Consider the following 13,011-nt stretch of genomic DNA (forward strand, 5'->3'; position numbering starts at 1 on the left):
CATCATCGACTAACCGGACGGCTGGCGGCAACTCCGCGCGCCAGGCCCTGCGCGTATAAGGAAAAACCTGATGAACACCGGTACAGTGAAGTGGTTTAATACCCAAAAGGGCTTCGGCTTTATCCAGCCATCAAACGGCACCAACGACGTCTTTGTTCACATCAGCGCGGTCGAACGCGCCGGGATGGGAACTCTGACGGAAGGTCAGACGCTGTCTTACGATGTCGTCGCAGACCGTCGTACTGGCAAGTCCGCTGCCGAAAATCTTCGTGCTGCTTAATTAAGAGCACGACAGACCTGTCGCTCTGGCCACGGATGTACTGGCAGAGCTTGTGGTCCTGCCCCGCTCCCGGAGTTATCGGGGCGGGGTTTTTCATTCAAGCAGGCAAGAAGATCAAAAAGCGGGAGCCACTGCGGCTTCCTTGACTGTTGCGCCTGTGTCCGGTGGACTACGTCGGCATGTTCACCAGCCGCATCGGGAACGTGATTCCTCAGTGCCAAGCAGGAGATCCAATGAGCATAGTAAAACGTCATCTGGCCGAGCAAGAAGAACGCATGGTCCTGATTGAGGAGATTTGTATCGATACAGGAGCGCTTGTCTTGGATACTGCGACAGACGAAGTCTACTTCTCAGCGGACGAAGCGGCTTACAAGAACGCATACGTCACAGTGTTCCAAGCTTGGGCAAAGGGGACGATTAAGGGCACCGCGGAACAGATATTCGAGGCGACAAAATCCATTCTCGAAGACTAGCAAGACCGCCGAGAGAGCCGTAAACGTCGAGGAAAATATGTCATACGTCTATAAGCTAAATGAAGAGGTTCGGCACCACGCCCAGGGTCCCCAAGGACGCGCCGCAACTGAACTGCCAAAGATCTACACGATCGTACAGTGCATGCCGATCGAGTCCGATGGACGAGTAAGATATCGCATCAAGTGCAGGTCCGAGAACATTGAGCGCGTGGTTACGGAAGATCAGCTTTCGTATTTTCACTGATCTCCGCATCTTTCCCGCAAACGTTGATCAGACGGTGCCCGGAGGCAGCAGGGAGGAAAAATGTCAGACCGGCGGGAGCTCTATCGGAGCCCAAACGGGGACGCATGGTTCGTCGCACGCGAGCCCACAAACGGTTACGCTTTCATTATCCACCAGCCCAATGCGCCCTCTGGCCGGCTATCTCACATCGCGCTGGGCGAGTTCTTGCCTGATGGGAAGGGACTGGAACAGCAAGCATTGTTGCGAGTGACCGGAACGCTGGTCGAGGTCCCACCGTTTGCGTAGGATCATTTGGCTCATCGATCCTGGCCAACTCGCCTCATAGCGCTGATGGCCCACTTCAAGGCTGCTGCCAACTTGAAAGCGAGTCTGACACTTCTTGTAGGTCGACATGTTGGTTCTCCTGGCCGCAGGGATCTTCGACGGGCCACAAGCGTTCAGCACTCTCTGCTTGCCGCGAGAGAGTCTCGGCCGCGCCGCGAGAATGGCGCTTTGGTTGAGTGAGCTGGAATAACAAGCGAGTCCAGACCTTCACCGCGCCAGGAGCAACTGACGCACGCTGAAGGATTCATCGAGTCACTTCGCGTAACCCTGTGATCGGAGCCAAGCGATCCGACGCTCCCCATTCATCCATTCGTCAATTTCGGCTTTGCTCGTGAAGCCTGTAATCTCTCGTGCTTCTGCGCCCGGGTACTCGGCGATGATAGCCCAGTCGCCCTCGGATTTACGAACTGGTTTGAAGCTGACTTTTGTTTTTGCCATGCCGAACTATGTACGAAGGCAGCCGAAAAGGGAACCCCGTTCAGCCATATTCGGCCTGGAGTAATGGCAATAGCAGACGTCGCCCCGCCGCCACCGAGGACGCTTTACTCTGGAGCGATCCTGTAAACATCGCCGGGTTTGAGGTTGAGTTCCTCGAACATCCTCTGCTGCTTTTCAGTGAGGACCGTTGGCACAACTTCCGCAGTCCAGCCTTCGGGAACGGCAGCGAGGACTAGCGTCAATGCCTGACTAGGCTTGGCTAAGGCGAGCCACATCTGCTTCGTTGGCCGCGGAGCGTCGTCTGAGGTCACCTCAACGATAGTGAATGAAGTGCCGAACGACTCTGCCATCGATGGCTAATCCGCGGAATTGCTGAGAGTTGCAATTGCTAGCTGGGTCGCGGAAGGCGGACGGGGCCAGCAATCAATCTATAGGTGGGCACCCAAGCGGTGTTCCACGATTCCATGGTCGCGCCACAAACCGAGCACTCGAAGCTGGCGATCTGCCGACCCGGGGCCATCGCCTCGGTTCGGCTATAGATCGCTCCACAGTGGCAGGTTCGGTAGTGGGAATCGGGCATGCCCGTTTATGCGCTCAAAAGGCGAAACAGGCCACTGCGAAAATTGAACTAGGCCGCTGAGGATGGAAGCAGGATAGCCGTGAAGCCGGGAGATACAGGCCCCGATAGCTAAGCCTGGCACGGCTGTGCCGGCGCCGCCTTGCCCCCAGCTCTGCATATAGTTACTCTCCTCTAGTTACTTTCCACGCGAAGCTCAATTCGATACTGGCAGAAACTTCACATGCCAACGACGACACGCGAGTACATTGATTTTTGGATCGAGAACAGCGTTCACGCTGCGGAGCAATATGGGGCGCCGGGCGCCCCACAAAGCGTGGACGTACTGGTTGACCGCCTCGTTGAGGGGGCCAAGACGCAAAACATCCCGCGAGAGGCCCTTGAGGCAGAGATCGGTGATCTAAAGCAGTACATAGAGGGAAAACTCGCGACCGCCAACCGGATTGAGCGGGATCGCCGCAAGTGAATTCGACTTGCACAGAGCCGACGGAGTCGCATCCATCTTTGCTCCAATCACCAAAGGCACTGCGAGAACGGCTATGGCAATGCGAGAGGAACATTGCTGGTGTTAGGCGAGCTCCTCAGCAACGCACTGGACAGAATCAATGAACTCGAGAAGAAGGCCACGGTCAAACGCTAGACACGCGCTGATCGCCGCCATCTCATTGCTCACGCTTTCTCGGGCTGCCTAGAGCGGCATCAGATTAGCCACAGGGCCGCAATGGGTCAAAGTGCGACTTCGCAGGAAGGGCAGCTCTCGGCGCGAAGCGGACTTCGCCCTCGATAATGCCCAATTAACGAAAGTCACGCCGAGCGCGGGGGGCAGGACCGTCGAGTTTGGCAGAACATGATCGACAGAATCTACTTTTCGAGCTCAACGTACTGCTGAAGACTGAAGACGATGTCGGGCAAAGCGTGTCGTAGGCGTGCAGCGTCTTGGGAAGTGGTCGAGAGCGGTGCGAACCTGATCATGACATTCCAAGGTCGACTTTCGTAGACGGTGATCGAGAGTCCGGATCTCGGAAAGCATCCATTTTTCGAAGCTCGCCAAAGGACGAGATCGGCGATCGCCACCGCGGGCAATCGCGCTCGTTCTTCATCGGGCCGCCGGCGGACAAAGGAACGACCGGCTTTTCTGGCGGCGCTGCCGCGGTCGCTGGCTCCCCTTGGAGCGTTGGCGGCGTCGCCGGCGCCGGAGGTGCGGCGACCAGCCTCAGCGAGCGGATAGCCGCGGAAGCTTGCTCGTCGGCGCGCTTGCCGCCCAGAATGCGGCTGATCAGCGCCGCAAGGCCCGCTTCTTTTGCTTCATCGTTCATCGCTCTCTCGCACTTGTGCCTAGCGTTGGAGGTAGAGGCCGCCAACTGACGTGGCCCTCAAGGAGAAGCGGGTGGCGTGGTTTGGGGGCGTACACGTTGCGGCTAGTGATAGACTCCAATTCTCGAAGGCCAGAGGATATCCACTCCTCCTCACTGAATAGACAAGACATTGGCGTTTCGGCGATTTTCGGCTGTCCGGTTCGGACTCTCGCGACTAGCTACGGCGACGAACTACGAATGGGTACGCCAAACCCGGAGCTACATTCGAAGGAGGAAAGGGAAGGCCCCTCGTGCCGCAGTACAACATCGACTTGCGTCGTCTCATCGCCGCCGCAAATGCGTCGCGCGAACAATAGGAGCTTCCGTGGCCTGTATTCACCGGCGCCTTCGCTTGCATGCTCTCCAGGTCTGCAACCAACTCAGCGCGCTCTTCGTCGGTGACGCCCGCATTCTTGTCTTTGAGCAACCGGTCGACCGCACGCCACCACAAGCCGCGTCCTTTTTTCCTAGTCGCTCGATGCACGCTCATCGCGGAGCGCGTGCGTTCGACACGTTCCCTGTCACCGATTAGGACCGCCAGATCGACAGCCCGAACGGCGAATTGAACATGGTCATGATCCTCTTCCATGTGCCGGATCGCGTCGAGGTAAGCGTCGATTGCGATCCATGTGGTCGCAGGTGTACCCGGACGGGACGAGGACCTGGCGTGATGGTTCGGATTCGGGAGACACTCGGACAGACGGCGCTCTTGCTCCTTCCGTGGCGGTATTTGCGTTATTCCATTCAAGCGAGCAGGAGAGGGGCCTTCCTTGCTGTATTGACGCACGCCCCCGCTGGGAAGCTGTAAAGTGCGATCTTTTGCCGGCACAGGCGGCGATTTCTCCCGTGACGCGACTACTATTGCACTACCAGAAGGGTAGCACCGTTCGGCCTACACCAATGTCCGTGCCGCCTTACGAAGTGGTGTCCTGCTCCAACTCGAATTTCCGAGTTTCCTGTTTCCAGTTCTTAACGTATGTTGGTTTCACTGGACGACGACCGGGAGGCTGCCATGCGGATACTCCGGGAAGTGGAAGTCTTTCGCGACTGCGTGGCATTCGCCAGTGAGCGCACAAGAGCCGGAACTGAACTCACCCGGACTATGCTAGCCAGATCGCGAGAACTGCTGGAATTGTCGCGGGCGCTCCTGAGGGCTGAGCCACCTACAACTTGGCCGAAACCCTCGCGAGGGCGCTCGCATATTGAATTGGTGGTTCCTTCGCCCAACCATGCGGGAGCAGTTGGCAACGCTCCAGTGGTCATGGATGAAGGACTATCAGGAACACCTAGAGAAGCTGCGTAGGGAAGCCGCCGAGTGCGCCCTCATCCGCGACTTGGCGACGGACGGGGCCAAGCGAGAGTTGTTTGAGCGCCTCGCAAGCCACTTGACCATTCTTGCCGACCACGTCGAGCAGAAAATGTTGGAACAGCGGAAGGCGAGCGGGTGAACTGCGTTTTGCCCCAATCTCACGTCGTCCGCTTTGCCACGGGGCTTAACCGGCGCGAAGGCGTGCTTGGTGGTGGCAGGCCCATTTCTTGCGCTTGCGACGCAGCAAGCTCTCGGTATGCCGCCGCTTGACTTTCAAACATCTCCTTCAGGTCGGGATTGCTCTCCTCGTCAGCAAGCTGCTCGAACGTCAGAGCGCGTTCAATGAAGTGCATCAAAGCGTCAATCATCTGATCGGTCTCCGGCAGTACAGGTTCTATTTCTTAGGCGGCTTGAGGCTCTTCGTAACAGCTAAGCGGGCCTCTGCTTGCGCAACAACTTCGGCGCTGTTGGCGAGCGTGAATGGCTGTGCTCAAGGGACGCGAGCGCATGTTTGGCTGCCCTTTCTTTCGGCCAACCTTGCGAGCCTGCAACGCTCAGCCAATTCGCGGGGTTCTCATAGGGACCAAGCCATCGAAGGTGCCGGCGTTCCTACTCTCACCCGTTCGACTTGGGATTAACGTGCATCAAACAGTTTTCACACGCGGCGGGAAAGTTCGCGTTCCCGAAGGAACGGCTGAGGGTACGCTCCGTTGCCGGACCCGGCGTACTGGTTTTCCTTCCCCTCTGACTAACCCGGCCAGCAATGTTGACCGGGTTTTTCTTGCATTGAGGAGACCACCGACTGTTGCGGCTCTGCTCTGGCGCAGGGCCTCGCGGTCCGTTCAGGAGAAATAACTCAACCTACGCGACCGAATGGCAATCGCCCACGTCAGAGGCAATCCGGTCAGCAAGGTATTGGACTGGTCTGCATAACGGCATATCATTGAGGCAGTGGCGAGCAGGCGGTCTGCGTCAGCTACCAATCGGTGAGCCTCAGCGATAGCCTCATCTGCCCTCGCGAGCAGGAGATCACGTTCCGTCCCGTGCATGGGCACGCCGCTCCGCTGCCTTCAAGAACGAATAGCGGGCTGGGTTCCTGTGAACCGGGAAGGGGTGAAGGGTGTTCAGTGGGTAGAACAGGATGTCTGCCATGGCTCCGATCTTCCGCGCCGGCAACCTCTATGACCAGCGGGCCAGAAAGCGAAAGCAAATGGCCCAGCGTTTGACTGATTGGAGCCGACTCCTGTCCGTCAGCCCCCCTGATACTTTTCTCCGCCGTCAAACTTACGAACCGTTTCCTAACCAGGATACCGATGTCAGTTGGCGGGGAAGTCACGAAGAACCTGCTCCGCAATCGCGTTCGGCTCCATAACGCCGGATCGCGCTACCTTCATCACACGCTTGCCAATCATGAGCGTAAGAGGGTCGTCCCGATCCATTAAGCCGAGCCTGGTCAGGACAAGGTTATAGGCATCGAGGAGCGGCTTTGCTTCTCTCTCCGGCATGTCAGCCGTCAACTTCGTCAATGCGCTCATCGCCTGCCCTACAAAGATGATAGCGCCTTGCGAGCGCCGCCACAGTATCCGGTGTTAATGAGTTGAGCGGCGTGCTACGATGCTTGATGGATAGGGCAATGCTGCTGCGCCACCTATACGAAGCGGAACGCCACGTGGCAGAAGGCGAGCGGCACCTTGCAAGGCAGGAAGAGTTGGTCGCTGAGCTTCATCGCGATGGTCACGACACGCAAGCGGCCAACGATATCCTCGCCACGATGCAACAATCGCAAGCGCTTCATGTTCAGCATCGAGACCACATCATTCGTGAACTGAATGAGTCGCGTTAGGTCGAGTTCCAAGGGGCGGCTGCTCCCGCTGCGGCAGTGCCGCTACCGCTCCCTGCGACCGCTCAAGGACTGCTGCGCTTTTTGAAAGCACAAGGTAGCTGTCTGCCAATGCCCGCAACTGTTGCCGGGAAATCGTATCCCGCGCATTCTCGGCGGCTTCGTCAAAGTTGTGAGCGAGCTTGAGGTATTCCTGAGCGGTCATCATGACGCATGAACGGCAAGGTTCGGCCAGCGTTCCTCTGAACCTGCGGCCAGGCGAGATTTCGTGATGCGATGATCGGCCGCGATGTTGAGCACAGGATACCAGACGTGGGGACGTGTGTCCCGCATGGTGGCGCGATCAGCAGCCGGTCTCCGCTCAGCAGCAGGTTACTGCTACTGCTTCCGTCATCCGCGCGACCTGCCGCACCGCAGACAAGTCAACCTCCTTCGAAGCAGCAAGAAAGAGACGCTTTCTGCGCTACATGTAAAAACTGTAGCTAACCTGTGGCTTCTCGGTCGCGCTGACATACTTCATGATGTCGCCGATTTTCCGGGCGCACTCCAGCGTGATCGGCAGCGGGGCCTCACGGCACGGCCCAAGACGAAGGCCGCAGCGAACTCAATCGCTGCGGCCGCGCCGTGTCAAAAATGCCGAGTGAAAAGATTCTAGGTGAAGTATGAGCCAGCCCCGGCTTTGCCGAATCTTCGGAGAGCCTCCAGTTCCCGCTACAACAAATGTGAATAGCGAACGTTCTGCTTCGCCGGTTCCTGCTGGCAGGCCAAGCGCCCTAAGTTCATTCTTGAACTTTCCTAAGTCGTCCGTTGCAGTAGATCAGCGATGTCGGCTCGATAGGCACGGAGCTTGAAATGCGGACTGCCGAGAATGTCTGACGCTAGCGATGGATTATCGCAGCAAGGCGGAGGTCGCGGGCGTCACTCCACGAACCGCCACCGTACTTAGGAACATCGCGAAGAGCCTCATAGGACTCGCCAAGCAGTACGATAGGCTCGCAGCTATCGAGGATGAAGAACGACGTGCGCGTTGAGGCCGCCTCAATTGGCGGCCGGGCGGCCTTTCGCTTTCTACTGGTGCCAGTGGGAACCGATCTCTAGGTCCACAGTTTACCGTTAGCTTCTGGCCCCCGAACTCCGTGGTCAGAAGATTGGAAATAGCGGCTCCGGTTTTGCCCAAGCTGGAGCCGTGCTTATTTAACGCTGCTGCGACCCGTTCACGCTGGCGGGCCTTGCTCTTTTGATGTCCTGCCGTCGTCATTCTTGCGGGGTTTTCTTTTAGAATCGAGAAGATTCGGCGAAGGCGCCATCTGCCGGCGCGGAGTATCGGTAGCGGCGTCGGGATGTGTATTCGCGTCCACCGTGTTCTTTGTTTTCTTTGCGCCGACGAGAACACCAATAGAGCCGGTGACCACAAGAAACGCCCCTGCGATCATCAGCCAGTGGGGCAACTTCAGCATTGCGACCAGCGGTAGCCATGCAGTCTCCGCCAAGATCTCTACTCCCTGGCCCGCCGGTTCACGCTGGAGTGGCCGTACTCCGTGTTGATCACCTGTATCGAAAATGGGTACACGCTCGAGTTTCACTGCCTGTTGCTCTGCCGCCGGAATTCAGTCCGGCGCTTCACGTCCCTGGGTAGTCAGCTCGTATCGATCGCCGTTCTTCGTCAGCCAGCCGCCCTCGACCATGCGGAGTGCAAACGCTTTCGTGCAAACTGGATGAAAGGCGCGCTCGAGCACAGAGTAGCTTTTATCCGAGGCTTCGAGTTGGGACTTAGAGATCGGGTCCCAAGCGTGATCTGCGGCCCAGGCGAAGCACTCTGCCAATTCCAAGTATTCCGCTGGCGTCATCATGTGCACCAAACGATACACGAGGGGAGCCGTTCCCAAAACGAATTAAGGACACTCGCCCAATCAACTTAGGATACTCGGAGGCGAAGACGTACAGTACCATCGAGCGTCGACAAGGAGGCGTGGCTGAAGCTGGTCGAGTGCGGCCTACTCGCCTAGAGCAGTAATGACCGGGAGGCCATAGTGATTGAAAGAGGGCAGGACGAGCAGGTTCATCGCTTGGAGGGAAGCACAGGTTGGATGGTTTACGATCGAGAGCGCAAGGGACCTGCGCTGATCGGGACCGAATGGGCAGCCAATCTGACGAAGGAGCAGGCAGAACGAGCCTACCGAACTTTGTCCCGATCAGTTGGGCAGCCAGCGCGCAGGACGCATCTTTTACGCTCTCGTCAGCAGACTTTCGGCGCCAGCAGCCGCACGTAGCGCAGCTCAAGCCAGCCGCGCTCGACCGCGTACTTGATGCGGGCTCCGGACAGTCGCCGGAGCAGCTGCCAAAATATCTTAAGTTAAGTTTGGAACAGCCGCGGCGATTGTGCGTCTCTGGATAAAGAGACGGGCTATGCCTCTCGCATCACCTCCTACGCCTGTGGTGTACCGCTGCTCCAAATGCAGCCAGCCGCTCACTTTGGCTGACAAGATTTGGGACATGGAGACGAAGCGTTTTATCCGCATCTTCAAATGCAAGTGCGGAGCACTGATCTGGGACGACTAAAGACGAAGGGAACAGTTGGACGGATCGTCCATTAATGAGCATGAACGTACCAATCGGGGATTGGCGTCATGGGCATCGAGCGTATCCACACCCCCAAGTATTTTCGGGACCGCGCGGAAGAGTTTCGGGCAAAGGCGGACAATTCGGAGCACGCAAAGACGAAAGAAACACTCCGCAAGGTCGCCAAGACCTACGACGAATTGGCCCGTCGATCTGAGCAAATCCGCACCGTCCGAGAGGCAGCAGAGTAAGGTGTCTCTTTGATCTAGCTCAAACGGAGCTTGCCTTAGCAGCGGACCATCGAGGCATGTCCGACCGCGCCGAACAGACTGAGAGTGAAGTCAAGCCGGGCCGTATGTTCGCGGAGTACGCGAACGACCTTCGCGAGATCATCCAGAGGCTGCGCGGCAAGATGAATTAGGGCCAGCCTATAGAAACCTACGCCCGTTTTGCTACTAATACGGGATGCAACGGGTTTATTTGGTTCGGGTCACAACCGACAGCGGCGAACGCCAGCTCTGGCTGGCAGCGACGGAGCGAGGCGCCGCTGTGGATAGAGTGCTCGACGCCATCCCAGAAGGCTGGGCAGCGAGCCTAGTTGAACGGGAGTTGGATGCGGACCTGACCGCTTCATTGAACATGCCGCCCGGCGAAGTCCGGCGACATCTGGTGTCCTAATTCCCCTGTGCGGGTACGAACGCCCCCGGGGCATCTCCGGGGCTGGACCGAGACGCGCCGAGACTGCCCGACGCACCATACTCAACGCGGCACGCCGGTCGATAGCGTCCCGCCCGGGTTCACTCCCGGAGTCTCAAATGATAGAATGTCCTAAATTTAATTCACGGGTGTCCTAATTAGAACAGCACCCATGGCTTCTTCAGAGAGGCCGCGCTCCGTCTTTGTTGAGCAGCCTGACGTAAGTTCCGTTCTCGTGCAACTCGAGCCAGCCGTGCTCGACGGCGTACCGGATATCGGCGCCAAATTCGGCTCCGCTGGCCTTCAGCGCAAACAGAAACGGCGCGTTGATCTTGGATGCGCCCATCTTGGACGCCTCGACGTTCGCGGCGGGTTCGAGGAGCTTGCGCGCGGCAATTTCAAGGTCGGAGTAGGGACGTTCTCCAGTCATTTTCAATTCACCGCTCCCCAAGCCACCAGATAGAGGGCGGGTTAGTGGCGAGTGGTGGGCAAAGGCGACAAATGGCTGCGATCAGCGGCAATCTATTCGCTCGGAGCCTCAGCTCAGTCCGCAGGGGCAGATCGGTTTGCTCTGCCAGGAGACCTGTGGATTTGAACACTGATGGGCGAGGCGAACTGCTGGCCGGCAGTCACCTTGCATCTCTCCGGGCCCACGGCCTTCAGCGATTGCTCTACCAAGGCGCTCAGATCGGAACCGGCGCTGCCGGTGAGCGCGAGGGTCTCCGCTTCAGCCACTGCTTGGAATCGTCCCAGGAAAGCATCGCACTCTGCTCCGGCTCCCTCTAGTGCGTCGCAAGGAGATTTGAGGAGGAAATTCTCTTCTCCATGATTGAGCATGCCGATGGGGCATTCTTTATTCGGACGAAATGCCGATCAACAAAAAATAGATCCGCCCCGTGGCCGCTTTTGAAGAAAAGGCAGCAGGGCGCAAGCCTCGCTCACGGGCGGAAAACTACGGTTGAGATATTGCTGGGACGACCGTTGCAAACACCGTAGCTATTCTTCCGAGCCGCAAGAAAAATCCAGTTGAATCAATGAGGTTGACAAGACACCCCTTCCGCCAGGTCGCAAAAAAAACGGCCCCGGCACAACGCCGGAGCCGTTGGAAGCCTCGACGGTAATGGGGCGCGCCAAGGCACATTGGGTCTAGGGCGATTCGGCAACGGGGTCTGTATGTCTTTGGAGATAGGCGGCGCCTTGGTAGGTTAGGCGCTATTGTCTGGTGTGGTGTTCAATCGCGCGACGCGCCGCTCTCGCTGCCAGACTTCTAGTCGTACCATCTAGAAATTGGGCTGCCTTTTGTCTCGCATCCTCGTCGTCGGCGCAATCCAGCTCGTGCACACCGATGATCCGCCCGTCACCATCAAGGATGTAAGCGCGGTCGTCCATGGCGGCCGTTCCCCCAACGGAACGATTATGTAATCGGCTAAGAAATTGAGAAGTGGCTGGCGTTCTCGAAACTTTTCGGTCGGATACGGGGTTGACGCTTAGCTCGGGCGATCCGAGCCGAACGATGGGTGACTTGCCCCGGCCGCGTGATCCCCCACCGCCGGGGCCTTCTACTCTCCGCAAGGCCCGCCGAGTGCCCGATGCCGCAGGCCAAGGCCGACGGCTTCTCGATGTCCTCAGCGGCTCTGACCTTAATGTCACACCTTCTAAGTTCCTCAAAAGGAACAGTATTTTCTTGCGCGACGAAATACGGCCGAAACATCGCAGTGCTCTAGTTTGGGCACCGGGGCTGGCTCATACTTCACTTAGATCTTTTCACCCGGTTCATTTGACCTTGCGCGGGCCGCAGCGATTGACTTCGCTGCGGCCTTCGTCGTCGAGGTCGGCGTGTTTGCTTTTGGGGTGGGACGTCGATATCCGCTTTAGCGCTGTGACCATGGCCATGCCAATAACGGCTGCGGCTTCTTGGCCTGCGATCGCTCCGGGGTTGGCGGCGGCCTTTGCGTTTGGGCGACACTGGCCGGCTGCCGCGGACGCGGCAGCGGTACGTCGGGCATCACCGTTGGCTCTTCGGGGCTTACTTGTGGCGGCGCTTCGGGTGTCGCCTTTGGCTCTGAAGCGCTGGTGAGGACGCGGGCGAGTTGTTCCTCATTTGCGTCGAGCCGCTCGGTAAGCGTCATGTTTTGGCGCGCCATTTCGATCTGGTTGGCCTTGATCTGGTCGATGATACGGTCGTTGCGTGCCAACTCCTCTCGGCTCGCCTTGAGTTGGCTCGCCAAATTGTCATTGTCGCGGATCAATTGTTCTTGCCTCGCCTTGAGTTGTTCGACCGTTTGGCTCAAGGCAGCGAGATCGCGCGCCATCGGTTGGAGTTGCTGCGTTAACTCGGAGCTCAGTGCAACGGCAGTCGGTGCGGCGGCGTCCGGCACGGCGCGTGTCAGAACTGCTGGATCTGAGGCAGTCATCCTTGCCGTATCAACGGAGGATGACCACCACCAGGCAGCCACACTTATTGATGCTGCCAACAGCAAACCGACGAAAGCCACATAGTGCCAGTGCGCCTGAATCGTTGCGAGGGCAGCGGGAGGCCTCTTCATGCTAGCCGGCGGGGCCGTAGGAGCGAATCCAGCTTCGAGCAGGTTCGACAGCTGCTCCTCCAAGCTTGCGATCGGCTCTTTCGCGAGCCCGTCGTCCAGCGTGGAATTCATTTGATGCTCAGTATCAAAATGCGTTGGCATTCGCATGAGAGTGATCGGCGCATCTGCGCTACGGCGCGAGCTAACACGCAGCGGAACGCACTGGTCTCGAGCTTGCGAGGCTTCCCACGGATTAGCATGCAGGTGCTCGTCAATCGTTTTTCCTGCCAGTTGCTCTGTACGTTTTAACGCGGCCGAGAAGGCGGAACTATGTTCGGGGGCTTGAAACTACGGAAGCAGCACTGACCCTTCGAATAATGCCCCCGGTCCG

At 58.1% G+C, this 13,011-nt stretch carries 14 protein-coding genes; 6 read left to right on the forward strand and 8 right to left on the reverse strand.

Annotated features, from left to right (window positions below):
* Positions 1 to 70: 70 nt before the first annotated feature.
* Positions 71 to 280: a cold-shock protein gene (locus tag BRAGE_RS52810; RefSeq protein ID WP_018321049.1), complete on the forward strand. Its 210-nt coding sequence runs from the start codon at positions 71 to 73 to the stop codon at positions 278 to 280.
* Positions 281 to 459: 179 nt separating this feature from the next.
* On the forward strand, positions 460 to 753 hold the full coding sequence (locus tag BRAGE_RS0115250; protein WP_141263147.1) for a hypothetical protein: 294 nt from the start codon (positions 460 to 462) through the stop codon (positions 751 to 753).
* A gap of 421 nt (positions 754 to 1,174) precedes the next feature.
* On the opposite strand, the gene BRAGE_RS54550 is transcribed toward BRAGE_RS0115250, so the two are convergent.
* Together BRAGE_RS54550 and BRAGE_RS0115270 are read right to left on the reverse strand one after the other, a co-directional pair.
* On the reverse strand, positions 1,175 to 1,390 hold the full coding sequence (locus BRAGE_RS54550) for a hypothetical protein (protein ID WP_027558110.1): 216 nt from the start codon (positions 1,388 to 1,390) through the stop codon (positions 1,175 to 1,177).
* Positions 1,391 to 1,863: 473 nt separating this feature from the next.
* On the reverse strand, positions 1,864 to 2,109 hold the full coding sequence (locus BRAGE_RS0115270) for a hypothetical protein (RefSeq protein ID WP_027558109.1): 246 nt from the start codon (positions 2,107 to 2,109) through the stop codon (positions 1,864 to 1,866).
* 450 nt (positions 2,110 to 2,559) lie between these two features.
* On the opposite strand from BRAGE_RS0115270, the gene BRAGE_RS0115275 reads away from it, so the two are divergent.
* Both BRAGE_RS0115275 and BRAGE_RS0115290 read left to right on the forward strand, forming a co-directional pair.
* The gene (locus BRAGE_RS0115275) at positions 2,560 to 2,802 is read left to right on the forward strand and encodes a hypothetical protein (RefSeq protein WP_027558108.1); all 243 of its coding nucleotides are present in this window, start codon (positions 2,560 to 2,562) and stop codon (positions 2,800 to 2,802) included.
* A gap of 2,154 nt (positions 2,803 to 4,956) precedes the next feature.
* Positions 4,957 to 5,139 (forward strand): hypothetical protein, encoded by a 183-nt coding sequence (locus tag BRAGE_RS0115290; RefSeq protein ID WP_027558106.1) that lies wholly within the window; start codon positions 4,957 to 4,959, stop codon positions 5,137 to 5,139.
* 19 nt (positions 5,140 to 5,158) lie between these two features.
* Here BRAGE_RS0115290 and BRAGE_RS48655 read toward each other — a convergent pair whose 3' ends face one another.
* Both BRAGE_RS48655 and BRAGE_RS0115305 read right to left on the reverse strand, forming a co-directional pair.
* Positions 5,159 to 5,368 (reverse strand): hypothetical protein, encoded by a 210-nt coding sequence (locus tag BRAGE_RS48655; protein ID WP_036055559.1) that lies wholly within the window; start codon positions 5,366 to 5,368, stop codon positions 5,159 to 5,161.
* 948 nt (positions 5,369 to 6,316) lie between these two features.
* Entirely contained in the window at positions 6,317 to 6,535 is a 219-nt protein-coding gene (locus BRAGE_RS0115305; RefSeq protein WP_027558105.1) for a hypothetical protein, read from the reverse strand.
* 98 nt (positions 6,536 to 6,633) lie between these two features.
* Between BRAGE_RS0115305 and BRAGE_RS52830 the strand changes: the two genes are divergently transcribed.
* Complete coding sequence (locus BRAGE_RS52830) at positions 6,634 to 6,843, forward strand: hypothetical protein (RefSeq protein WP_231164025.1); 210 nt, start codon at positions 6,634 to 6,636, stop codon at positions 6,841 to 6,843.
* 1,211 nt (positions 6,844 to 8,054) lie between these two features.
* Here BRAGE_RS52830 and BRAGE_RS54555 read toward each other — a convergent pair.
* A complete protein-coding gene (locus BRAGE_RS54555; protein ID WP_141263145.1) occupies positions 8,055 to 8,330 on the reverse strand; it encodes a hypothetical protein in 276 nt (91 codons plus the stop codon).
* Between the two features lie 117 nt (positions 8,331 to 8,447).
* A complete protein-coding gene (locus BRAGE_RS48660; RefSeq protein ID WP_141263143.1) occupies positions 8,448 to 8,708 on the reverse strand; it encodes a hypothetical protein in 261 nt (86 codons plus the stop codon).
* Positions 8,709 to 9,467: 759 nt separating this feature from the next.
* Here BRAGE_RS48660 and BRAGE_RS48665 point away from each other — a divergent pair.
* Positions 9,468 to 9,650 carry a hypothetical protein gene (locus BRAGE_RS48665; protein ID WP_035729741.1) on the forward strand — a complete coding sequence of 61 codons (183 nt, stop codon included), beginning with the start codon at positions 9,468 to 9,470 and terminating at the stop codon, positions 9,648 to 9,650.
* Between the two features lie 626 nt (positions 9,651 to 10,276).
* On the opposite strand, the gene BRAGE_RS0115340 is transcribed toward BRAGE_RS48665, so the two are convergent.
* Both BRAGE_RS0115340 and BRAGE_RS0115350 read right to left on the reverse strand, forming a co-directional pair.
* On the reverse strand, positions 10,277 to 10,525 hold the full coding sequence (locus tag BRAGE_RS0115340) for a hypothetical protein (protein ID WP_028146289.1): 249 nt from the start codon (positions 10,523 to 10,525) through the stop codon (positions 10,277 to 10,279).
* Positions 10,526 to 11,966: 1,441 nt separating this feature from the next.
* Positions 11,967 to 12,752: a hypothetical protein gene (locus BRAGE_RS0115350; RefSeq protein WP_027558101.1), complete on the reverse strand. Its 786-nt coding sequence runs from the start codon at positions 12,750 to 12,752 to the stop codon at positions 11,967 to 11,969.
* Positions 12,753 to 13,011 lie beyond the last annotated feature (259 nt).

Origin of the sequence: Bradyrhizobium genosp. SA-4 str. CB756, from assembly GCF_000473125.1 — a bacterium.
GTDB classification, from domain to species: domain Bacteria; phylum Pseudomonadota; class Alphaproteobacteria; order Rhizobiales; family Xanthobacteraceae; genus Bradyrhizobium; species Bradyrhizobium arachidis.

What these genes read in the sequence shown, in the direction of transcription:
- BRAGE_RS52810 (WP_018321049.1), top strand. Translation starts at nt 71, where the DNA reads ATGAACACCGGTACAGTGAAGTGGTTTAATACCCAAAAGGGCTTCGGC.
- BRAGE_RS0115250 (WP_141263147.1), top strand. Translation starts at nt 460, where the DNA reads ATGTTCACCAGCCGCATCGGGAACGTGATTCCTCAGTGCCAAGCAGGA.
- BRAGE_RS54550 (WP_027558110.1), bottom strand. Translation starts at nt 1,390, where the DNA reads ATGTCGACCTACAAGAAGTGTCAGACTCGCTTTCAAGTTGGCAGCAGC.
- BRAGE_RS0115270 (WP_027558109.1), bottom strand. Translation starts at nt 2,109, where the DNA reads ATGGCAGAGTCGTTCGGCACTTCATTCACTATCGTTGAGGTGACCTCA.
- BRAGE_RS0115275 (WP_027558108.1), top strand. Translation starts at nt 2,560, where the DNA reads ATGCCAACGACGACACGCGAGTACATTGATTTTTGGATCGAGAACAGC.
- BRAGE_RS0115290 (WP_027558106.1), top strand. Translation starts at nt 4,957, where the DNA reads ATGAAGGACTATCAGGAACACCTAGAGAAGCTGCGTAGGGAAGCCGCC.
- BRAGE_RS48655 (WP_036055559.1), bottom strand. Translation starts at nt 5,368, where the DNA reads ATGATTGACGCTTTGATGCACTTCATTGAACGCGCTCTGACGTTCGAG.
- BRAGE_RS0115305 (WP_027558105.1), bottom strand. Translation starts at nt 6,535, where the DNA reads ATGAGCGCATTGACGAAGTTGACGGCTGACATGCCGGAGAGAGAAGCA.
- BRAGE_RS52830 (WP_231164025.1), top strand. Translation starts at nt 6,634, where the DNA reads ATGCTGCTGCGCCACCTATACGAAGCGGAACGCCACGTGGCAGAAGGC.
- BRAGE_RS48665 (WP_035729741.1), top strand. Translation starts at nt 9,468, where the DNA reads ATGGGCATCGAGCGTATCCACACCCCCAAGTATTTTCGGGACCGCGCG.
- BRAGE_RS0115340 (WP_028146289.1), bottom strand. Translation starts at nt 10,525, where the DNA reads ATGACTGGAGAACGTCCCTACTCCGACCTTGAAATTGCCGCGCGCAAG.
- BRAGE_RS0115350 (WP_027558101.1), bottom strand. Translation starts at nt 12,752, where the DNA reads ATGAATTCCACGCTGGACGACGGGCTCGCGAAAGAGCCGATCGCAAGC.